Annotated in this window: 20 protein-coding genes; 10 read left to right on the plus strand and 10 right to left on the minus strand. The window is 71.7% G+C overall.

Annotated features, from left to right (window positions below):
* Nucleotides 1-59 precede the first annotated feature (59 nt).
* The gene (locus ACVDFE_RS22230) at nt 60-656 is read left to right on the plus strand and encodes a TetR/AcrR family transcriptional regulator (protein WP_360389798.1); all 597 of its coding nucleotides are present in this window, start codon (nt 60-62) and stop codon (nt 654-656) included.
* Here the strand turns inward: ACVDFE_RS22230 and ACVDFE_RS22235 are convergent.
* Both ACVDFE_RS22235 and ACVDFE_RS22240 read right to left on the minus strand, forming a co-directional pair.
* On the minus strand, nt 640-1,887 hold the full coding sequence (locus ACVDFE_RS22235; protein WP_360389795.1) for a cytochrome P450: 1,248 nt from the start codon (nt 1,885-1,887) through the stop codon (nt 640-642). The genes ACVDFE_RS22230 and ACVDFE_RS22235 overlap by 17 nt on opposite strands.
* A gap of 100 nt (nt 1,888-1,987) precedes the next feature.
* Entirely contained in the window at nt 1,988-2,374 is a 387-nt protein-coding gene (locus ACVDFE_RS22240) for a VOC family protein (RefSeq protein ID WP_458434378.1), read from the minus strand.
* Between the two features lie 109 nt (nt 2,375-2,483).
* On the opposite strand from ACVDFE_RS22240, the gene ACVDFE_RS22245 reads away from it, so the two are divergent.
* On the plus strand, nt 2,484-3,125 hold the full coding sequence (locus ACVDFE_RS22245; protein ID WP_458431697.1) for a GntR family transcriptional regulator: 642 nt from the start codon (nt 2,484-2,486) through the stop codon (nt 3,123-3,125).
* Here ACVDFE_RS22245 and ACVDFE_RS22250 read toward each other — a convergent pair.
* The 4 genes from ACVDFE_RS22250 to ACVDFE_RS22265 form a co-directional block, all read right to left on the minus strand.
* Nucleotides 3,122-3,727: a response regulator transcription factor gene (locus tag ACVDFE_RS22250; RefSeq protein WP_360389786.1), complete on the minus strand. Its 606-nt coding sequence runs from the start codon at nt 3,725-3,727 to the stop codon at nt 3,122-3,124. The genes ACVDFE_RS22245 and ACVDFE_RS22250 overlap by 4 nt on opposite strands.
* A complete protein-coding gene (locus ACVDFE_RS22255) occupies nt 3,724-4,824 on the minus strand; it encodes a sensor histidine kinase (protein ID WP_458431698.1) in 1,101 nt (366 codons plus the stop codon). The genes ACVDFE_RS22250 and ACVDFE_RS22255 overlap by 4 nt, the downstream gene beginning before the upstream one ends.
* Nucleotides 4,825-4,834: 10 nt before the next feature.
* On the minus strand, nt 4,835-5,575 hold the full coding sequence (locus ACVDFE_RS22260; RefSeq protein ID WP_458431699.1) for a hypothetical protein: 741 nt from the start codon (nt 5,573-5,575) through the stop codon (nt 4,835-4,837).
* Nucleotides 5,576-5,668: 93 nt separating this feature from the next.
* Nucleotides 5,669-6,058: an ATP-binding protein gene (locus tag ACVDFE_RS22265; protein WP_458431700.1), complete on the minus strand. Its 390-nt coding sequence runs from the start codon at nt 6,056-6,058 to the stop codon at nt 5,669-5,671.
* A 91-nt stretch (nt 6,059-6,149) separates the two neighbouring features.
* On the opposite strand from ACVDFE_RS22265, the gene ACVDFE_RS22270 reads away from it, so the two are divergent.
* Nucleotides 6,150-7,433, plus strand: coding sequence for a hemolysin family protein (locus ACVDFE_RS22270; RefSeq protein ID WP_360389775.1), 1,284 nt, complete (start codon nt 6,150-6,152; stop codon nt 7,431-7,433).
* Between the two features lie 64 nt (nt 7,434-7,497).
* Entirely contained in the window at nt 7,498-8,436 is a 939-nt protein-coding gene (locus ACVDFE_RS22275) for a sigma-70 family RNA polymerase sigma factor (protein WP_360389772.1), read from the plus strand.
* 120 nt (nt 8,437-8,556) lie between these two features.
* Here the strand turns inward: ACVDFE_RS22275 and ACVDFE_RS22280 are convergent, their stop codons facing one another.
* Both ACVDFE_RS22280 and ACVDFE_RS22285 read right to left on the minus strand, forming a co-directional pair.
* A complete protein-coding gene (locus tag ACVDFE_RS22280; protein WP_458431701.1) occupies nt 8,557-10,038 on the minus strand; it encodes an alpha/beta hydrolase in 1,482 nt (493 codons plus the stop codon).
* A gap of 36 nt (nt 10,039-10,074) precedes the next feature.
* Complete coding sequence (locus ACVDFE_RS22285; protein WP_458431702.1) at nt 10,075-11,583, minus strand: alpha/beta hydrolase; 1,509 nt, start codon at nt 11,581-11,583, stop codon at nt 10,075-10,077.
* A gap of 334 nt (nt 11,584-11,917) precedes the next feature.
* On the opposite strand from ACVDFE_RS22285, the gene ACVDFE_RS22290 reads away from it, so the two are divergent.
* The 6 genes from ACVDFE_RS22290 (at nt 11,918) to ACVDFE_RS22315 (ending at nt 17,806) form a co-directional block, all read left to right on the plus strand.
* Nucleotides 11,918-12,670 carry a DUF427 domain-containing protein gene (locus ACVDFE_RS22290; RefSeq protein ID WP_458431703.1) on the plus strand — a complete coding sequence of 251 codons (753 nt, stop codon included), beginning with the start codon at nt 11,918-11,920 and terminating at the stop codon, nt 12,668-12,670.
* A gap of 75 nt (nt 12,671-12,745) precedes the next feature.
* On the plus strand, nt 12,746-13,369 hold the full coding sequence (locus tag ACVDFE_RS22295) for an acyl-CoA-like ligand-binding transcription factor (protein WP_360389760.1): 624 nt from the start codon (nt 12,746-12,748) through the stop codon (nt 13,367-13,369).
* Nucleotides 13,366-14,919 carry an MDR family MFS transporter gene (locus ACVDFE_RS22300; protein ID WP_458431704.1) on the plus strand — a complete coding sequence of 518 codons (1,554 nt, stop codon included), beginning with the start codon at nt 13,366-13,368 and terminating at the stop codon, nt 14,917-14,919. The genes ACVDFE_RS22295 and ACVDFE_RS22300 overlap by 4 nt, the downstream gene beginning before the upstream one ends.
* Nucleotides 14,920-15,021: 102 nt before the next feature.
* Nucleotides 15,022-16,308: a serine hydrolase domain-containing protein gene (locus ACVDFE_RS22305; RefSeq protein ID WP_458431705.1), complete on the plus strand. Its 1,287-nt coding sequence runs from the start codon at nt 15,022-15,024 to the stop codon at nt 16,306-16,308.
* A complete protein-coding gene (locus tag ACVDFE_RS22310; protein WP_458431706.1) occupies nt 16,296-17,168 on the plus strand; it encodes a sensor histidine kinase in 873 nt (290 codons plus the stop codon). Before ACVDFE_RS22305 ends, ACVDFE_RS22310 begins: the two co-directional genes overlap by 13 nt.
* Nucleotides 17,165-17,806, plus strand: a complete 642-nt coding sequence (locus ACVDFE_RS22315) for a response regulator (RefSeq protein ID WP_458431707.1) — start codon at nt 17,165-17,167, stop codon at nt 17,804-17,806. The genes ACVDFE_RS22310 and ACVDFE_RS22315 overlap by 4 nt, the downstream gene beginning before the upstream one ends.
* A 142-nt stretch (nt 17,807-17,948) precedes the next feature.
* Here ACVDFE_RS22315 and ACVDFE_RS22320 read toward each other — a convergent pair whose 3' ends face one another.
* Nucleotides 17,949-19,391 carry an aldehyde dehydrogenase family protein gene (locus ACVDFE_RS22320; protein ID WP_458431708.1) on the minus strand — a complete coding sequence of 481 codons (1,443 nt, stop codon included), beginning with the start codon at nt 19,389-19,391 and terminating at the stop codon, nt 17,949-17,951.
* Between the two features lie 29 nt (nt 19,392-19,420).
* The gene (locus tag ACVDFE_RS22325; protein WP_360389743.1) at nt 19,421-20,182 is read right to left on the minus strand and encodes an IclR family transcriptional regulator; all 762 of its coding nucleotides are present in this window, start codon (nt 20,180-20,182) and stop codon (nt 19,421-19,423) included.
* Between the last annotated feature and the right edge of the window lie 28 nt (nt 20,183-20,210).

Here is a 20,210-nt window from a genome sequence, read left to right on the forward strand (position 1 = left end):
GGTCCGCGCGCGTCGCCCGGTTACGGCGCCGACAGGCGCTAGGACCTAGGGTGTGCGGCATGACTGGCCTGCGGGAGCGCAAGAAGGCGGCGACACGGGAGGCGTTGGGGGACGCCGCGCGGAGCCTGTGCGTGCAGCACGGCCTCGACGGCGTGACCGTGGAGCAGATCGCGCACGCGGCCGGGGTGTCGCTGCGGACGTTCTTCAACTACTTCTCGTCCAAGGAGGAGGCCGTGGTCGCCGGTGACTCCACGGCGGCCGAGGCGTTCGTACACGCGTTCGCGTCCCGCCCGGCGGAGGAACCGCTGCTGGCCGCGCTGCGGGCGGCACTGCAGTCCACGTTCCCCGAGCACCTCGACCTCGACCGGTTGCGGCAGCTGCGGGAGTTGCGCCGCACGCCCGCGCTGCTGCCGCACGTCCTCGCGGCCTACTCGACGCGCGAGCAGGAGCTGACCGCGGTGATCGCCGAGCGGACCGGCCTGGACCCGGAGGTCGACCCCTACCCGGTGGTGGCGGCCTCGATGATCACGTCGTCGCTGCGCTCGGTCGTGCAGTGGTGGCTCGACTCGCCGGAGGCGACCAGGACGTGGTCCGGTGCCGAGCTGATCGACCGGTGGATCGACCAGCTCGGCACCGGCCTCACGCGTCCCAGCTGACCGGGAGCGCGTGCACGCCGTAGATCGCCATGTCGGTGCGCAGCGGCACCTCCGTCGCGGGCACGGCCAGCCTGAGGCCGGGAAGCCTGCGCAGCAGCTCGGTGAAGCCGACGACCATCTCGACGCGGGCGAGCTGCTGGCCCAGGCACTGGTGGATGCCGTGCCCGAACGCCAGGTGGTGCCCGCGCGGCCGGTCGACGCGCAGCTCGTGCGGGTCCTCGTACTGCTCGGGGCTGCGGTTCACCGCCGGCACGGCCACGAGGACCGTCTCACCCGCGGGGATCGTGACACCGCCGACCTCGCTCTCCTCCTTCGCGAACCGCGGCACGCCGAACGCGATGATCGACAGGTAGCGCAGCAGCTCCTCGACCGCGTTCTCGGTGAGCTCGGGCCGGGCCCGCAGCAGCTCCAGCTGCTCCGGGTGTTCGAGCAGCGCGAACGTGCCCAGCGCCAGCATGTTCGCCGTCGTCTCGTGGCCCGCGATCAGCAGCAGGTTCGCGATGCCGACCAGCTCGTCCTCGGTCAGGTCGGTCTCGGTGACCAGGCCGGACAGCAGGTCGTCGGTGGGCTTGGCCCTCTTGGCGCGCACCAGGCCCTGCATGAAGCGCCGCAGCTCGGTGCCGACCTTGATCTGCTCGTCGATCGTGGTCGTCAGGCTGAGCAGCTTCGAGGTGGTGCGCTGGAACTCGTCGCGGTCGCCGTAGTCGACGCCCAGCAGCTCGCAGATCACCAGCGACGGCACCGGCAGCGCGAAGTCGTGCACCAGGTCCGACGGCGGGCCCGCGGCGACCATCGCGTCCAGCTGCTGCGTCACGATCTCGTGCACGCGCGGCTCCAGCTGTCGCATGCGCCGCACGGTGAACTGCCCGGTCAGCATCCGCCGGTAGCGGGTGTGCTCGGGGGCGTCCATCGAGATGAACGACCCGGCGCGGCGCTCGGGCGGGAAGATCTCGTTGAACAGCTCCGGCGACATCCGCGCCCGCACCCGCGGGTTGCCGAACCGGTCGGCGCTCATCCGCGGGTCGGCCAGCACCGCCCGCGCCTCGTCGTGCCCGGTGACGACCCAGACCGCCTCGCCGCCGTGCTCGACCCGGTGCACCGGCCCCTGCCCGCTCAGCTCCAGCAGCCCCTTCGCCGGGTCGAACGGGCACCGGCCGCGCCGGGTCAGCTCAGCGGGCAGCTGGGGCCGGATCAGCTCCTGCGCGGTGCGTTGCCGCTCTGCCGTGGTCATGGAAGCGCTCCCGTCCCCGGCCCCGCGTGACGGGGCCGTCGCTCGGTGTCACCTCCACGCTACCGAAACTTGCGCATCGTGCAAGATTTTTGGCCGCCCTTTACGTCGCGAACACCTGCGCGTCGTCGGCGAACGCCTTGAACTCCAGCGCGTTGCCCGCCGGGTCCAGCAGGAACATCGTCCACTGCTCGCCGGGCAGCCCCGCGAAGCGCAGGTAGGGCTCGATGACGAACCGCGTGCCGGCCGCCGTGAGCCTCGCGGCGAGGACCTGGAACTCGTCGGGCGTGAGGAGCAACCCGAAGTGCGGCACCGGCACGTCGTGCCCGTCGACCGGGTTGTGCACCCGCTCAACCCGCGGGGCCAGGTGCGTGACGAACTGGTGGCCGTGCAGGTTCCAGTCGATCCAGGTGTCGGAGCTGCGGCCCTCGTCGAGACCGAGGACGCCGCCGTAGAACGCGCGGGCGGCGGCGAGGTCGTCGACGGGCATGGCGAGGTGGAAGCGGGGGATGCTCACGCTAGTGCCTTTCTGTTGTCTGAATGTTGACATTAGGACAACGACGCTGGTCAGCGGAATGTGCGCTTGTTAACATTGCGCCATGGCACGGTTGGAGCCCGCCCGCAGGCGCGGCCTGAGCAGCGAGGTCGCGGACGCGATCCGGACGGCGATCTTCGACGGCCGCTACCCGCCCGGCAGCCCGCTGCGCGAGGTGGAGCTGGCCGAGGCGCTGGAGGTCAGCCGCGGCCCGGTCCGCGAGGCGCTGCAGCAGCTGGAACGCGAGGGGCTCGTCCGCACCGGCTGGCACCGCGGCGCGACGGTCGCCGAGCTGTCGGCCCGCGACGTGGCCGAGCTCGACAGCCTGCGCGGCGCCCTGGAGGTGCTCGCGGTGCGCCGGGTCGTCGACACCGCCGCCGACCTCACCGCCGTCGAGAAGGCCGCGCAGGAGATGGAACGCGCCCGCACCCCGCACGAGATGGTGCAGCTGGACATCGAGTTCCACGACGCCGTCTACGCCGCCGCCGACCACTCACGGCTCGTGCACGCCTGGGAGGCCATCCGGTCGCAGGTGCACCTGTTCCTGCTCACGCGCGTTGCGGTGAGCACGGAGGGCTACCTGGAGCACGTGCGCGACGAACACCGTGCGCTGGTGGAAGCCTTGCGGGCCGAGGACGTCGAGGGTGCTCTGCAGCTCTTCGCGGTGCACCGCAAGCACGCGTTCGACGTGCTGACGTCGAACTAGAGCCAGCCGTGTTCCTGCGCCAGCTGGAACGCCTCACCCCGGCCGGCCACGCCCAGCTTGGCCACCGCGGCCGACAGGTGGTTGCGGACCGTGCCCGGTGACAGCGACGTGCGGGCCGCGATCTGCGCCACCGGGGTGCCGAACCCGCTGAGCCGCACCACCTCCAACTCGCGCTGCGTCAGCGGGCACGGGGGAGCGGCGAGCGCGTCGGCCGCGAGCGCCGGGTCGACCCAGCGGGACCCGGAGTGCACGCGGCGGATGACGTCGGCGAGCGTGCCGCCGGGGGAGCCCTTGGGCAGGAAGCCCTTCGCGCCCGCCCGCAGGGCCTGTTGCAGGTGCGGCGGGCGGCCGCGGCCGGTCAGGACCACGACGGCGCACGACGGCAGCACGCGGGCGAGCTCCGCGGTGACCTCCAAGCCGTCCAGGGCGGGCATCTGGAGGTCCACCACGGCGACGTCGGGGCGGTGGGCCAGCGCCGCGTCGACGGCGGCGCGGCCGTCACCGGCGCTGGCCACCACCGACAGGTCCGGTTCGAGGTCGAGCAGCGCGGCGAGGGCGTCGCGGATGAGCTCCTCGTCGTCGGCCAGCAGCACCCTGATCACGCGGGCACCACGACCCGCAGCGTGAAGGTGCCGGCCGAGCGCTCGCCGGAGATCCGGCCGCCGTGCGCGGCCAGCCGTTCGCCCAGGCCGCGCAGGCCGTTGCCCCCGCGTTCGGGCACGTCCGGGTCGACGCCGTCGTTCGTGACCGTCATCAGCACCTCCCCGTCCCGCTCGGCGAGGTCGATGATGCACCACGTCGCCCTGCTGTGGCGCAGCACGTTGGTGCAGGCCTCCCGCACCGCCAGCGCGAGCTGGGTGGCGCTGTCACCGGTGAGGCCGCCACTGTCGGGGACCGTGCACCGGATGCCGGCCTCCCGCAGCACGCCGCGCACCGCCGCCAGCTGCTCGGCCAGGTCGACCGCCCGGTAGCCGTCCACGGCGGCGCGCACCTCGCTCAGCGCCGAGGACGCCAGCCGCTGCGCCTCGAACGCCTCGGCCGCCGCCCGCTGCGGGTCCGTGCCGGCGAGCCGCCCGGCCAGCTCGGCCTTCAGCGCGATCACGGTCAGCCGGTGCCCGAGCAGGTCGTGCACGTCGCGGGCGAACCGCAGCCGTTCCTCGCTCACCGCCAGCGCCGCCCGCGCCTCCCGGCCCGCCCGCGCCTGCTCCAGCAGCCCGGCGTACCACGTCGGCAGCCCGGCCATTGCGATCACCGTGGCCGCGACCGAGGCGGCGATCAGCAGGTGGGTCGCGGGCATGCCACCGACGGCGAACCCCACCACCCCCGCCAGCGCCACCCCGGCGACTGCCGCCGCCCACCGCCACACGCCGGTGAGCAGCAGCGGCGCGAACCCCGCCGCGACCCCGCCGACCCACGCCCACGGGTGCAGACCGGCCGGTCCGACCGGCGCCACGAGCGGGATCGACACCAGCGCGGCCGCACCCAGGACCCAGAACGTCCTGGTGCGCACCGCCACCACGCACGCCGCCGCGAGCAGCACCAGGCCCAGCACGCCTAGCCAGCGCGTAGCCGTCGGCTCGCGCAGCACCGCGACGAGCGGCACGACCAGCGAGCCCGCCCACAGCGAGTGCAGCGTCCAGCGCAACGCGGCCCGTGCCGGATCGGTCCGGGGCAGCTCGGTCCGGGAAAGCTCGGTCACCGCCACCACCCTAGAGCCACGCGATCATGATGGTGACCGCCACGACCAGGTCGAACACCCCGCAGAACTCCGACCACCAGCGCGGCACGACGGCGTTGCGGACGTGGTGCACGAGGTCCCAGACGGCGTGCGCGCCCCACCCGGCGGCGATCAGCACCACGCCGAGGTCGGCCGACGAGGTGGTGACCACGGCCGCGAGCGCCGCGTAGGCCCCGAACACGGCCAGCTGCACGCGCGGTGCCCGCCGGCCCCACATCAGGTAGACGGCCTGGCACACCAGCAGCGTCCACACCGGGGGCACCAGCGCCGCCTGCCAGAAGTCGAACGTCAGCGCCAGCGCGACCATCGTCGGCCAACGGTCGCCCAGGAACCGGATGGCCGGGTTGGTGGACGCGACGCCGTGCTCGTGGCGGTAGCGGACCAGCACGAAGATCATCGCGGGCACCATGAGCAGGTGACCGCCCATGAGCACGGCATCGCGGTCCACCGCACCCGACCAGTAGGGCACCAACAGCACGAGGTACGGCACCGCCATCGCGGCGCACATCTCCACCACGCGCCCATGACCGCGATAGCGCATCCACAGCGCCATCGGCACGGACATCGACACAGCCATCCACAGGACGGTGAGCTCGATCGAGTCCGGCGTCCACAGGGGTCCCAGCAGGGACATTCCCAGGAGCATCGCCACGAGCATCTCGACGCCGTGGCGCACCAGCGGCCGGACCGCGGAAGTTGTCGTCGTTGTCATGCACTGAGCGTCGAACCGACGCCCGGCAACATCCATCCGCGCGATGTCATGTCTTCACCGTGCGAAACGCACAGCCGAACCGTGCGCCTGAGCTCAGACGCTGATCTCCGCCCAGACGGTCTTGCCGTCGGCGGCCTCACGCGTACCCCAGCAACGAGAGAGATGGGCGACCAACACCAAGCCACGCCCGCGGGAGTCGGCGATGCGCGACTCGCCCAGCTGCGGCAGTTCGGCGGGTGTCCCGTCCTCGACCTCGACGCGAATGACCTCATCGGTGCGTGACATGCGCACCACCCGTGGAGCGGCCGCGTGCTCATAAGCGTTGCTGGCCAGTTCGGTGCACACCAGTTGCACGTCCAGCAGCACGTCCTCGGACAGGTCGGCAAGCAACGTCGAAGCCCACGAGCGCAGGTCCGCCAGATCCGGGTCGGAGTCGGGCAGGGGATATCGCGCTGAGGTGCGGAGCACCTCGGGAGCGTCCATCTCGATCCACCCCGTTCACGTTCTGGCTGCCCTGGCTGCTCAAGACGGCCGTCAGGTCGCGAAATACCACCGCGGGTGCTAACCCAAACGCATGGACGGCTTCGGGTTCGACCTTGCGCTGGTCGGAGTGCTGGTGTTGTTGAACGCTGCGTTCGCGGGCAGCGAGATGGCGTTGGTGTCGCTGCGTGAGGGGCAGCTGCGCGCGCTGGAACGGGATGGGCACCGCACGCTCGTGCGACTGGCACGGGATCCGAACAGGTTCTTCGCAACCATCCAGATCGGCATCACGCTGTCCGGGTTCCTCGCCTCCGCGACCGCGGCGGTGTCGCTCGCGCAGCCGCTGGTGCCCGCACTGGAGTTCCTCGGCAGTGCGGCGAACGGCGTGGCGATCGCGCTGGTGACGATCCTGCTGACGTTCGTCACGCTGGTGTTCGGCGAGCTCGCGCCCAAGCGGCTCGCGATGCAGTACGCGGTGCGCTGGTCGAAGATCATCGCCCGGCCGCTGGACGTGCTGTCGACCGTCTCCCGCCCGGTCGTGTGGCTGCTCAGCAAGGCGACCGACCTCGTGGTGCGCGTGTTCGGCGGTGACCCGAACGCCGACGAGGAGCAGATGTCACCCGACGAGCTGCGCGAGCTGGTGGCCGTGCAGAAGCACCTGAACGCCGAGCAGCGGGAGATCATGACCGGTGCGCTGGAGATCCACGAACGGCGGCTGCGCGAGGTGCTGGTGCCCCGTCGGCAGGTGGTTGTGCTCGACGCGAGTTTGACCATCCCCGTGGCGAGGGAAACCCTGGCCCAGTCCGGGCACTCACGGGCGCCGGTGGTGCGGGACGGCCACCTGGACGACGTGATCGGCGTCGTGCACCTGCGCGACGTGCTGGACGACACGGCGGCGTTGAAGGACGTGGCCCGGCCCGCACTGATGCTGCCGGACTCGTTGCGCGTGACCGACGCGTTGCGCCGCATGAAGGCCGAGCGCGAACAGCTCGCGCTCGTGGTGGACGAGCACGGCGCGGTCGACGGCATCGTCGCGCTGGAGGACCTGCTCGAGGAGGTCGTCGGTGAGATCTACGACGAGACGGACCGCGATGTCGCGAACGTCCGCACCGAAGCGGACGGTTCGCTGATCCTGCCGGGAACTTTTCCGGTGCACGACCTCGTTGACATCGGGGTCGAGCTGCCGGAGGCACCGGAGGGGGACTACGCGACGATCGCGGGTCTGGTCCTGGTGGTCCTCGGGAGAATCCCGGAAGGGCCCGGAGACGTGGTGCACGTCTCCGGCTGGGAGATCACCGTGCAACGCGTGGAACACCACGCGATCACACGGGTGAGGCTGAGGTCACAACCGAAAACGCGGAATGACCAAGAGGTCTGAACCGTTACACCAGAGGCGGCCAGCTCGCCCGCACCACCTGCCAATCGGAAACGGGGGATCTGTCATGCCTGCAGAACTGAAGAACCGCGCGTCCGGACAGCAGGACGCGGACCTGGTCGGCCAGTACCTGCGCGACGTGGGCAGCACGCCGCTGCTCACCGCCGCGGAGGAGGTCGTGCTCGCAAAGGCGATCGAGGTCGGCCTGTACGCACAGCAGCTGCTCGACTCCGGCGACACCACGCGGGACCGGCGCACACTGCGCCGGCTGGTCGCCGAGGGCGAGCGCGCGAAGGACCACATGATCCGCGCGAACCTGCGCCTGGTCGTGTCGGTCGCGAAGAAGCACTCGTTCCGCGGCCTGCCGTTCCTGGACGTGGTGCAGGAGGGCAACCTGGGCCTGATCCGCGCGGTCGAGAAGTTCGACTACGCCAAGGGTTACAAGTTCTCCACCTACGCCATGTGGTGGATCCGCCAGGCCATCGAACGCGGTCTGGCCGACCAGACCCGCACCGTGCGCCTGCCGGTGCACGTCGTGGAAGAGGTCAACAAGCTCAACCGGATCGGGCAGAAGCTCTCCGCCGAGTTCGGTCGCGAGGCCACCGTGGAGGAGATCGCCGCGCACGCCAAGGTGTCCGCGCAGCGCGTGCATGACCTGCGCGACGCGGCCCGCACGTGCGTGTCGCTGGAAACGCCGGTCGGCGACGAGGGTGACTCGGTGCTGGGCGACCTGATCCAGGACGGTGACGGCGTGTCGGCGCCGGACCTGGTGGAGCAGCAGGAGTTCGTCGAGGGCGTGCGGTCGCTGCTGGAGGTCCTGCCCGAGCGCCAGGGGCGGATCATGCGGCTGCGCTTCGGCCTGGAGGACGGCCGGGAGCGGACGCTGCAGGAGGTCGCCGACGAGCTCGGCCTGACCCGTGAACGGATCCGCCAGCTGGAGAAGCAGTCGCTGGCCGTCCTGAAGTCCACCGGCCGCCCGGAGGAGCTCTTCGCTCTCGCCGGCTAAAACCGCCTGTGCTGTCTCACAACCGCGCACGAACGCCCCACAGGCCCATCGGCCCGCCCCCGCTGCCCAGGCATCTGCAAGTACTTGCAGATGCCTGGGCAGCGATGAGGCGGCGAGTGGTCAGCGGCGGTGTTTGTACAACGGCACGGACGCCGCCGAACCGGGCAGGTGCGGATTCGGGTTGGCCGCGCACACCGTGCCCGCCGCAGGCAGCTTCACGTCGAGCAGGTACGCGTTCATGTGGTCCGTGATGCACGCACTGACCCCATAAGCCGTGTGACCCCATCCCGCGTAGGTGAGCAACCGGCTGTTGGGCAGCTGACGGGCCACGGCCTGCGCACCGCGGTAGTCGGTCGCACCGTCGAAGTAGTTGCCCACCACCAGTACCGGTGCGGAGGTGCGGGCGTTCCACGGGCCCGTGTAGCGGTCGGGGTTCGTGGGCCAGTTCGCGCACGCGGCGTTGCCCCACCACCAGTACGGGCCGAACTCCGAACCCGCCTCGGCATAACGCCCGATGGCGCGGTAGGTCTCGAAGTTGCGCGGGTACTCGATGTCGGCGCACGCGTTGCCGTTGTAGGCGTCGAGGAAGTTGTCGTAGTCCGGTTCCGCGGCGGTCAGCACGGTGCCGGTGGAGGCGTCGGAGAGCCTGTCGAGCAGGGCGGCGATGGCGGGCCAGGCGTCAGGGGCGTAGCCGGTGCCGATGGCCGTGCCGATGATGGCGTCGTAGGTGTAGGTCTGGTCGCCCAGCTGGATCGGCTTGGCCTTCGCCGCGGCGAGCAAGGCCTTCCAGCGCTGGGCTGAGTTCGGGGCGAGGGGGCACGCCGCCTCGTCGCACAGGCGCAGGAACTCGTCGAACACCTCCTTGCCGGCGATGCGGTCCGACTCGATCTGGCGGCCGCCCGACCACAGCACGGGGTTGAGCACGCCGTCGATCGCGAGCGCGCGGACGTTGCGGGGGAACAGGTTCGCGTACGTCGTGCCGAGGTACGAGCCGTAGGAGAAGCCGAGGTAGGTGAGCTTGCGGTCACCGACGGCGCTGCGGAGCAGGTCCAGGTCGCGGGCCACGTCGGCGGTGCTCATGTGGCGGGCGATGGGCTCGCCGGAGCGGCACTTCGGGCCGAGGGTGCGGTAGCGGTCGAAGAACGGGCGCTCCTGCGCCGCCCGGTACGGGAAGCCGGGCAGGCCCTCGAAGAACTCGTCCAGGGCCTCCTCACTCGGGAAGCAGTGCAGCGGGTCGGAGCGGCCGACGCCGCGCGGGTCGAAGCCGACCACGTCGAAGCGGCCCCGCAGTGCGGCCGAGAGCTGGTCGCCGATCGAGTGGGCCAGGTCGACGCCGGACCCGCCGGGGCCACCGGGGTTGAGGAACAGCGACCCGATGCGGCGGGCCTTGTCGGTGGCGGGCTTGCGGGTCAGCGCCACGGTGGTCGTGGCGCCGCGCGGGTCGTCGTGGTCGAGCGGCACGCGGACCGTGCCGCACTCGAAGCCGGGGTGCTCCGGTCCGCAGGCCTGCCAGTCGATCCCGGGCGCACCCTGCCCGGCGTGCGCCACCGGGGTGAGCGTGACCATGAGCGCTGCGAGCGCGACGAGCGCGGTTGTTCGCATGGGCGAGTCCCCTCGTGTCGGCCAGGAGCGCTCTTCCTATCTCGCTGCGGCGGGGTGCGTGTAGCGACGAAAGTCGTCTTCGGCCAGTTGGGACGGCGCGGCGCTGAACGGGTTGGGGTTCGCCGGGCACACCGTGCCAGGCGCGGGCAGCCTCACGTCCAGCAGGTACGCGTAGATGTGGTCGGCCGCGCACTGGCTGCGCCGCCACGACACGTGCCCCCAGCCCGCGTACGACAGCAGCCGGCTGTTGGGCAGTTGCCGGGCCACGGCCTGTGCGCCGCGGTAGTCCGTTCCTCCGTCGAAGTAGCCACCCACCACCAGTACCGGTGCGGACGTGCGCGCGGTCCACGGGCCCGTGTAACGGTCTTCGTTCGCCGGCCAGTCGGCGCACGCCGAGTTCGTCCACCACCAGTACGGGCCGAACTCGGAACCCGCCTCCGCATAACGCCCGATGGCGCGGTAGGTCTCGAAGTTGCGCGGGAACTCGATGTCCGCGCACGTGTTGCCGAGGTTGGCGTCGAACATGTTGTCGTAAAGCGGAGTCACGAGTGTGGTGACACGAGGTTCAGCAGCGGCATCGGCGAGTTGGGCGAGCGTGGTCGCGATGACCGTCCACAGCTCCGATGCGTACCCGGTGAGTCGTGCGTGGCCCACGATCTGGTCGTAGGTCCACAGCTCGTCGCCGAGCTGGACCGGGTTGGCCCGCGCGGCGGCGAGCAGCGCGTCGTAACGCTGCCGCGAGGCGGGTGCGAGCGGGCAGGCGGCCTCGTCGCAGAGCCGGAAGAACTCGTCGAGCACTTCCTCGCCGGCGACGCGGTCCGACTCGATCTGACGGCCGCTCGAGTACCGCTCGGGGTCCAGCACGCCGTCGATTGCGAGCGCGCGGACGTTGCCGGGGAACAGGTTCGCGTACGTCGTGCCGAGGTACGAGCCGTAGGAGTGGCCGAAGTACGTGAGCTTGCGATCACCCAGCGCGCGGCGCAGCAGGTCCATGTCGCGTGCGACGTCGGCGGTGCTCATGTGCCGTGCGATCGGCTGGTCGCACTTGGCGGCGAGGGCGCGGTACCGGTCGAAGAACGGCCGTTGCATCGACGGCCGGTAGGGGAACAGCGGCAGGTCGGCCAGGTACTCGGCGCGCTCCTGCTCGGAGGCGAAGCAGCGCAACGGGTCCGACCGGCCGATGCCGCGCGGGTCGAAGCCGACCACGTCGAACCGGCCCTGCGTCCCCGCCGACATCCGGGCGCCCCACGCCCACGTGTAGTCGAGGCCGGAGGCACCGGGGCCGCCGGGGTTGAACAGCAGCGACCCGATCCGCCGCGCCGGGTCCGCGGCGGGCAGGCGGGTCAGCGCGAGCGTCGTCGTGGCGCCGCGCGGGTGGTCGTGGTCGAGCGGCACCACGAGCTGCGCGCACTCGAAGCCCGGGTGGTCGGGGCCGCACGCCTGCCAGGCGATCGGCGGCACCGCGGCCCACGCGGGTGGTGCGGGCGCGAGGGTGGACACCGCGACCGCGACCGCCGCGACCAACCTGGGCACGAACGCGCGCATGGCTCCCCTTCCAGCGGGCTGAGGAGCCATTCATAGCCGTGATCAGTCGGGCCGTCGATGCTTTTGACGAACTCCCAGCTGAGCGGCGATCTGATCGTGGATCGGCGTGCTCATGACGACCGGTCCCGCCGGTGCGGCGGGAGGTGTCGGACCAGCCTTGTCGGTTTCCTCCGGCATGCGAGGAGCGTAGGCATGGTCGTTGACCCCCCAACGACGCCGACCGGGATTTCACCTTCCTTGTACCCCAGTAGGTGATACCCGATCGAGCGATTTGCGCCCCGCGTCGAGGGCGGGCCGCGGAACAGCCGCCGATCGCGTCTTGTTGTGCCGGTACATGGACAACGAGCAGCGTGGCCGCGTGCGCGTGGAGCACTCGGCGAAGCGGGTCCGCACGTACTCCGGTGGCGAGCTGGTCGCGGACACGACCGCGCCGCGGCTGGTCTGGGAGATCCCGCACTACCCGGCGTACTACCTGCCGCTGGCGTCCGTGCGTGCCGAGCTGAGGCCGACGGGGGAGACGCGGCACTCGCCGAGCCGGGGCGAAGGCGTGCTGCACGACGTGGTCACCAGGGGCGGAGTGGCCGAGGGAGCCGCGCTCACCTACCCCGGCTCGCCGGTCGAGGAGCTGCGGGACCTCGTGCGGTTCGAGTTCGCGGCGATGGACGAGTGGCTGGAGGAGGACGAGCCGGTCTACGTCCACCCGCGCGACCCGTACACGCGCGTGGACGTGCTGAACAGCTCGCGGCACGTGCGGGTGGCGTTGAACGGCGTCACGCTGGCCGCCTCGGCCCAGCCGCGCGTCCTCTTCGAAACCGGCTTGCCACCGAGGTACTACCTGCCGTTGAGTGATGTCCGGTTCGACCTGCTCCGCCCCTCCGCCACGCAGACGCGGTGCCCGTACAAGGGCACGGCGACGTACTGGTCGGTCGAGGTCGGAGGGGTCCTGCACGAGGACCTCGCGTGGATCTACCGCACCCCGCTGCCGGAGAGCCAGAAGGTCGCCGGGCTGGCGTGCTTCTACAGCGAGAAGGTCGACCTGCACCTGGACGGTGAGCTGCAGGAACGGCCGAAGTCGCCCTGGTCGTGACCGGCACGCGCCGACGAGACCCTTCACACACTGCAAACTTGCAGTGACTGCAAAAATATCCTGTACTGTCGACCCGTGAACCAGTCGGGGGAGAGCCTGCGCGACCGCAAGAAGCGCCGCACGCGTGCCGCGCTGGAGCGGGCGACGCTGCGCCTCTCCGCTGAGAGGGGCTTCGACCACGTCACCGTGGAGGAGATCGCCGCCGAGGCCGACGTCTCGGTGCGCACCTTCTTCAACTACTTCGCGAGCAAGGACGACGCGCTGATCGGCGCGGACCCGGAGACGGGCCCGCGCATGGCCGAGCGCGTCCTCGCGGCGGACGGGGTCACGCCCTTCGAGGCGTTCCGCGCCGCCGTGCTGGCGGAGATCGACGACGAGCTGAACAACGCGCGTGACCTGTGGCTGCTGCGCAAGGACGTGCTGATGCAACGCCCCGACCTGCTGGTCCGCGCGTTCGCGTCGAGCGCGGAGGCCGAGCAGCTGATCGGCGCGGCGGTGGCGCAGCGCAGCGGGCTGCCCGCCGACCACCTGTACCCGCGGCTGCTGGTGGCCGCGGGCACCGTCGCGTTCCGCTGCGCGGTCACCCGCTGGGCGCTCGACGACGAGGTCGCGCTGGGCGACCTGATCTCCGAGGCGCTCGACCTGCTCGGTGCCGGACTGGCTCACGCACCGCACCACCACGAAGGGGGACCCTCATGAGCACCGGAACCGAAGCGCCAAGACCCGCCCACAGCAGACGCGACGTCCTGCAGGCCATGTCCGGCCTGATGATGGGCATGTTCGTGTCCATCCTGGCGAGCACCATCGTCTCGAACGCCCTGCCGCGCATCGTCGCCGACCTCAAGGGCTCGCAGTCGATCTTCGCCTGGATCGTCACCGTCGAGCTGCTCGCGATGACCGCGACCGTGCCGCTGTGGGGCAAGCTCGCCGACCTCTACAGCCGCAAGCTGCTGATCCAGGCCTCGCTGAGCCTGTTCGTCGTCGGCTCGCTGATCGCGGGCTTCTCGCAGAACATCGAGATGCTGATCGTCAGCCGCGTCGTGCAGGGCCTCGGCGCCGGTGGTGTCACCGCGCTCGCCACGATCGTGATGGCGGCGATGATCCCGCCGCGCGAGCTCGGCCGCTACTCCGGTCTGTTCGGCGCCGTGTTCGGCGTCGGCACCGTGGCCGGCCCGCTGATCGGCGGCCTGCTGGTCGACACCTCCTGGCTGGGCTGGCGCTGGTGCTTCTTCATCGGCGTCCCGTTCACGCTGGCCGCGATCTGGCTGCTGCAGCGCACCCTGCACCTCCCGGTCGTGCGCAACGAGAACACGAAGATCGACTTCCTGGGCGCGTTCCTCATCGTGTCCGGTGTGTCGACGCTGCTGGTGTGGTCCTCGCTGGCCGGCCAGAAGTTCGAGTGGGCCTCCGGCTGGACCGCGCTGCTCGTGTCGCTCGGCGTGGTGCTGCTCGTCGCCGCGGTGTGGGTCGAGTCCCGCGCCCACGACCCGATCATCCCGCTGTCGATCTTCCGCAACCGCACGGTCTCGCTGGCCACCCTCGCGAGCGCGCTCGTCGGCGTGGCGATGTTCGGCGGCACGGTCTTCCTGTCGCAGTACTTCCAGCTCTCGCTCGGCAAGACCCCGACCCAGGCCGGTCTGCTCGGCCTGCCGCTGATCTTCGGCCTGCTGGTGTCGTCCACCGTCGCGGGCCAGCTGATCACGAAGTACGGCCGGTGGAAGGCGTTCCTGGTCGCCGGTGGCGTCGTCATGGTCGCGGGCATGCTGCTGCTGTCCACGATCACCGCGCAGACCACGGTGTTCATGGTGGGCGTCGACATGTTCGTGCTCGGCGTGGGCGTCGGCATGCTGATGCAGAACCTCGTGCTGGCGGCGCAGAACGACGTGCCCGCCCGCGACCTCGGCGCCACGACCTCGACGCTGACGTTCTTCCGCTCGCTGGGCGGCGCGATCGGCGTCTCGGCGCTGGGCGCGGTGCTGGCCAACAAGGTCTCGTCGCTGACCGAGGAGAAGTTCGGCCCGATCGCGACCGCCGGCGGCGAGAACGCGGTACCGGACATCACGAAGCTGCCGCCGGAGGTCAAGGCCGTCATCGCCGACATCTACGCCACGGCGACGGCGGAGATCTTCCTGGTGGGGGCGCCGTTCGCGGTGCTCGCGTTCCTCGCGGTGGTGTTCATCAAGGAGAAGCCGCTCAAGGAGCAGAGCGGGGACGAGCGACTGGCGGCGGAGATGGCCGCGGGGCACTGATCCTCGTAGTTCGGCACCGGCGCGGACCCCTGACTTTCGTCGGGGGTCCGCCCCGTCTTCCGGGTCGGGTGCCGCGGGCCCGCGCTTCGTACGGTCACGACCATGAACAGCATCTGGGCGATCGGCCTGGTCGCCGCACTGGTCTCCCCACCCGATCTGTCCGCAGTGGACGGTCACGTGGCCGCGTACCTCGCAGAGGCCTCCTACCCCGGAGTCGCGGTCGCGATCACGAAGGGGGACAGGGTGATCGCGACCAAGGGCTACGGCCGCGACTCGACCGGCGCGCCGCTCACCGAGCACTCGAAGATGGCGATCGCCTCGGTCAGCAAGTCGTTCACCGCCTTGGCCGTCCGCCAGCTCGCCGACGCGGGCAAGCTCGACCTGGACCGGCCGGTGCGCACCTACCTGCCCGAGTTCGAGGTCGCCGACCCGCGGGGCGGGCGGATCACCGTGCGACACCTGCTGGAGCACACCTCGGGCATCACCGACCGGACGTTGCCGGAGAAGAGCCTGCCGCAGCCGGACACCCTCGACGGGGCGGTCCGGCGGGCGCAGCAGGCGACGCTCGCCGCCGATCCCGGTGCCGAACACCGGTACACCAACACGAACTACCACGTCGCCGCGCGGGTGGTGGAGGTCGTGTCGGGTGAGAACTTCGACGACCACCTCAGGAAGCACGTCTTCGAGCCGTTGGACATGCGCGAAACGGTCGCGATCGACGTGACGCCGCGCGACCTGCCGGCCGGCTACCGCACGGGACACGGGTACGCGTACGGGTTCTCGGTCGCGGTGACCGAGCCGCACCGGTTCGTCGCCGGGTCCGACGGGGTGGTCACCACCGCCGCGGACATGGGCAGGTGGCTGGCGGCCCAGGGGCGGCTGCGGCCGCAGGAGGGGCTGGGCTGGGTGCGCGACAGGCGCGGCCTGCGGCACAACGGCATCTGGTTCACGGCGACGGCCGGGCAGTTGCTGACGTCGTCCGGGTACGGCGTCGCGGTCATGGCCAACAGCGGTGTGGGACTGGGCAACGAGGGCACCTCGCAGCTGGAGGACGGGATCGCGGACCTGCTCGACGGGAAGGTGCCCGCGCAGCCGTCGTCGTTCCGGTTGCTCACGGACCTCGTGCTGGCGGCGCTGACCCTGCTGTCGGTGGCGCTCGGCGTGCGGGCGCTGCGGCGGCCGCGGCGGTGGCCCAGGCCGTGGCAGGTGCTGCGGTTCGTGCCGGTGGGGCTGCTGGTGGCGGCGCCGTGGTTGCTGGGGCTCCTGTACGGCGGCGGGCGCGACATCACGTTCTTCCAACTGGCGCACTATTCGCTGCCGCTCGTGGTGTGGTTGGGCGTGTCCAGCGTGATGAACATCAGCGTCGCGGTCGTGCGGTGGCGGCGGTGAAGGCGGCGGCGCTCGCGGCGTGCGTCGCGGTGGCGGCGGCCGTGTCGTTCGCGATCGACGACTCCGTGCCGCCGTGGACGGCTGCGGTGTGCGTGCCGTTGTTCGCGGTGTCCTTCCTGCTCGGGCGGCGCACGGCGGTGCTGTGGCCGGCCGTGCTGTTCCCGCTGGGGGCGCTCGCGGGAGGCGTGGCGGCCGGGATCGTGGCGGTCGCGGTGGCGCTGCCGTGGTTCCTCGGCCGGGTGGTCCACCAGCAGGCCGCACTGGCCGCCGCTGCCGTCGAGGCCGCGCACCTGCGGGAACGCACCCGGATCGCGCACGAGGTGCACGACAGCCTCGGCCACGAGCTGAGCCTGCTGGCGCTGCAGGCCGGGGCGCTGGAGATGACGCTGCCGCCGGAGCACCGCGAGTCCGCCGCACAGCTGCGGCGCACGGCGGCCGGTGCCACGGAACGGCTGGCGGACCTGGTGTTCCTGCTGCGCGATGGTGAGCCGGTTGCGGTCGAGGGCGTGCGGGACCTCGTGGACCGGGCCGTGCGGGCGGGCCTGGACGTCCGGTTCACCGCGGATGGACCTGTTCCGTCCACAGTGGAGCCGACCGTGCGCAGGGTCGTGCAGGAGGCGTTGACGAACGCCGCGAAGCACGCGCCGCACTCGGTGTTGCACCTGACCGTCACGACCGCCGACGCCACGACCGTCGTGGAGGCGAGCAACGCGCTGGGCGGACGGCGGGCCGCCGGGTCGCGGCTCGGCCTGGTGGCGTTGCGCGAACGGGTGCGGCTGGCCGGCGGTACGCTGCGGACCACTCGTGGCGACGGCAGGTTCGAGCTGGTCGCGACGCTGCCACAGCCGGGGGACCAGTGATCCGCGTACTGCTCGCCGACGACGAGGCCATGGTGCGGGCCGGCGTGCGCGCCATCCTGAGCGCCGACCCGGCTGTCGAGGTCGTCGCCGAGGCCGCCGACGGTCACGAGGCCGTCGACCTCGCGTTGAGGCACCGCCCCGACGTCGTGCTGCTGGACGTCCGCATGCCCCGCCTCGACGGCCTGCGGGCGGCGGAGGAGCTGGCGCGCCACGGGTTCGGCGTCGCGATGCTGACGACGTTCAACGACGACGGCTACCTCGAACAGGCCCTCGACGGCGGCGCACGCGGGTTCCTGCTCAAGTCGGGCGACCCGCGCGAGTTGATCGCGGGCGTCCACGCGCTGGCCGCCGGCGGCGCCTACCTCGCCCCGAAGGTCGCCGCCCGGATGATCACCCGGTTCCGCGGCACCCGGACCGGCGCCGCCCGCGCGCGGGTCGAGGAGCTGACCGCCCGCGAACGCGACGTGCTCGCGTTGCTCGGCGAGGGCCTGTCGAACGCGCAGATCGCCCGGCGGCTGGACCTGGTCGAAGGCACGGTGAAGGGGCACGTGAGCGCCATCCTGACCCGGCTCGGGGCGCAGAACCGGGTGCAGGCGGCCATCGTGGCCCACGAGGCCGGTCTGCCCCCTCGCACCTAGCCACCCTGCCTCTGCCGGCGTCTGCAAGTACCACCAACTCAACATCAACAAGCACTTTTCCACTACCAACAGCGCCTGCGGCTGACCTGCGCACGCAGCCTGGTTCGGCGAGTGGCGACCATGTTGGTGGTGGTCAGCGGCGTCAGTACGGGAAGTGGCCGTGGGAACCGGCGACGGTGACCCAGCGGGTCGCGGAGAACGCCTCCACGCCCCACCGGCCGCCGAACCGGCCGTAGCCGCTCGACTTCACCCCGCCGAACGGTGCCTGCGGCTCGTCGGCCACGGTCTGGTTGCCGACGTGCACGATGCCGGTGCGGATGCGGCGGGCCAGTGCGAGGCCGCGGCGGGTGTCCTCGGTGAGGATGCCCGCGGTGAGGCCGTGCTCGGTGTCGTTGGCGATGGCGACGGCCTCGTCGTCGTCGGCGACCGGCACGATGACGACGGCCGGGCCGAAGATCTCCTGGCGGAAGATCCGCATGTCCGGGGTGACCCGGTCGAGCACGGTCGGTCCGGTGCCCTCGGTGCGCCGCCGGGCGCCCGCGGAGACCGCCTCCTCGACCAGCGCGGACACCCGGTCCGCGGAACGCCGGTTGATCACCGGGCCGAAGACGGTGCCGGGGTCGCTCGGGTCGCCGTGGGGGAGCGCGGCGAGCTTGGCGACGAAGCGGGTGGTGAACTCCTCGGCGATCGAGCGGTGCACGAGGACGCGGTCGGTCGACATGCAGATCTGGCCGGAGTTGTGGAACGAGCCGAACACGGCCGCGTTCACGGCGTGGTCGAGGTCGGCGTCCTCCAGCACCAGCAGGGCGTTCTTGCCGCCGAGCTCCAGCACCGCCGGCTTGAGGTGCTGGGCGGCCAGGGTGCCGACGGTGCGGCCGACCTCGGTGGAGCCGGTGAAGTTCACGGCGCGCACCCGCGGGTCGGTGATCAGCGCGGCGGCCACGTCGGCGGCGTCGGCGGGGTCGTTGGTGACGACGTTGAGCGCACCGGCGGGCAGCCCCGCCTCGTGCAGCACCTCGGCGATGAGCAGACCGGCGGTGATCGGGGCGTCCTCGCTGGGCTTGAGCACCACGGTGTTGCCGGCGGCGAGCGGGGCGGCGACGGCGCGGGTGCTGAGGATGACCGGCGCGTTCCACGGTGCGAAGGCGGCGACGACGCCGAGCGGTTCGCGCACCGCGAGCGACAGCTGGCCCGCGGTCTCGGTCGTGAGGACCTCGCCGACGGGCTGGGTGACGGCGGCCGCGGACTCGCGCAGCACGTTCGTCGCGAGCGCCACGTTGAAGCCGGCCCACCCGGCGACACCGCCGACCTCGGCGGCCATGACCCGCACGACGTCCGGTGCCCTGGCCCCCAGCAGGTCGGCCGCGCGCAGCAGGATCGCGCGCCGCGTGGCCGGGGAGGTCGCCGACCACTGCTCGAACGCCGCCTGGGCCGCGTCCACGGCACGGGTCACGTCGGCGGTGCCGGCCGCGGCCACCACGGCGAAGACGTCGCCGGTGTAGGGGTTGAGGTCCTCGGTCGTGCGGCCGTCCAGTGCCGGAACGTTCTCGCCGCCGATGAAGAGTTCACGCTTTTCGCTCGCCACAGCGCAGAGTAGAGCCGCAGGCGAGCTGATCATCCAACCCCGCTTTCCGGTGGGTGGAAACCGGACTCCATCGTCCGGGCGATGCCGCGGGCCGCGACCTGCAACGCCGCCACCAGCCGCCCCCGCACGCTGCGCAGGTCCGGCACCACGATCCCGAGCGCGGCCACGACCCCGCCGCGCACCTCGACCGGCACCCCCACCGAGCACGCGCCGAGCGTCATCTCCTCGAACGTCTGCGCGTACCCGTCCCGCCGGATGCGGTGCAGCTGCGCGCGCAACCGGGCCGGATCGACGATCGTGAACGCCGTGCACCGCGTCAGCCGATGCGCCAGCACCTCCTCCTGCACCTCCGCTGGCGCGTGCGCGAGCAACACCTTCCCGACGCCCGTGGCGTGCAACGGCAACCTGCTGCCCGTGGTGCTCACGATCGGCACCGACGCGTGCCCGGACACCCGGTCCAGGTACAGCACCTCCGCACCCTCGCGCACCGCCAGGTGCACCACGGCCCGCGTGGCCGCGTGGATGTCGTGCAGGAATGGCTCCGCGACCCGGCTCAGGTCCACCTCGCCCGCCGCCAGCAGGCCGAGCCGCCAGATCCGGCGCCCGATGACGTACTCCCCGGACGCGAGCCGCCGGACCGCGCCCCAGCCCTCCAGCTCGGCGAGCAGGCGGTGGGTGGTGCTGACCGGCAGGCCGCTGCGGCGTGCGATGCCGCTGAGGGTCTGGGCGCGGTGGCGGGTGTCGAAGGTGCCGAGCAGCGAGAGCAGCTTGGCGGAGACGGTGGCGCTCACGCCGGAATTCTGCCCCCTCCCCGCGACG

Source organism: Lentzea chajnantorensis, from assembly GCF_054300775.1.

Coding starts and splice junctions, on each gene's coding strand:
- ACVDFE_RS22300 (WP_458431704.1), top strand. CDS start 13,366: ATGAGCACCGGAACCGAAGCGCCAAGACCCGCCCACAGCAGACGCGAC.
- ACVDFE_RS22270 (WP_360389775.1), top strand. CDS start 6,150: ATGGACGGCTTCGGGTTCGACCTTGCGCTGGTCGGAGTGCTGGTGTTG.
- ACVDFE_RS22260 (WP_458431699.1), bottom strand. CDS start 5,575: ATGACAACGACGACAACTTCCGCGGTCCGGCCGCTGGTGCGCCACGGC.
- ACVDFE_RS22240 (WP_458434378.1), bottom strand. CDS start 2,374: ATGCCCGTCGACGACCTCGCCGCCGCCCGCGCGTTCTACGGCGGCGTC.
- ACVDFE_RS22235 (WP_360389795.1), bottom strand. CDS start 1,887: ATGACCACGGCAGAGCGGCAACGCACCGCGCAGGAGCTGATCCGGCCC.
- ACVDFE_RS22230 (WP_360389798.1), top strand. CDS start 60: ATGACTGGCCTGCGGGAGCGCAAGAAGGCGGCGACACGGGAGGCGTTG.
- ACVDFE_RS22245 (WP_458431697.1), top strand. CDS start 2,484: ATGGCACGGTTGGAGCCCGCCCGCAGGCGCGGCCTGAGCAGCGAGGTC.
- ACVDFE_RS22285 (WP_458431702.1), bottom strand. CDS start 11,583: ATGCGCGCGTTCGTGCCCAGGTTGGTCGCGGCGGTCGCGGTCGCGGTG.
- ACVDFE_RS22275 (WP_360389772.1), top strand. CDS start 7,498: ATGCCTGCAGAACTGAAGAACCGCGCGTCCGGACAGCAGGACGCGGAC.
- ACVDFE_RS22305 (WP_458431705.1), top strand. CDS start 15,022: ATGAACAGCATCTGGGCGATCGGCCTGGTCGCCGCACTGGTCTCCCCA.
- ACVDFE_RS22290 (WP_458431703.1), top strand. CDS start 11,918: ATGGACAACGAGCAGCGTGGCCGCGTGCGCGTGGAGCACTCGGCGAAG.
- ACVDFE_RS22280 (WP_458431701.1), bottom strand. CDS start 10,038: ATGCGAACAACCGCGCTCGTCGCGCTCGCAGCGCTCATGGTCACGCTC.
- ACVDFE_RS22265 (WP_458431700.1), bottom strand. CDS start 6,058: ATGGACGCTCCCGAGGTGCTCCGCACCTCAGCGCGATATCCCCTGCCC.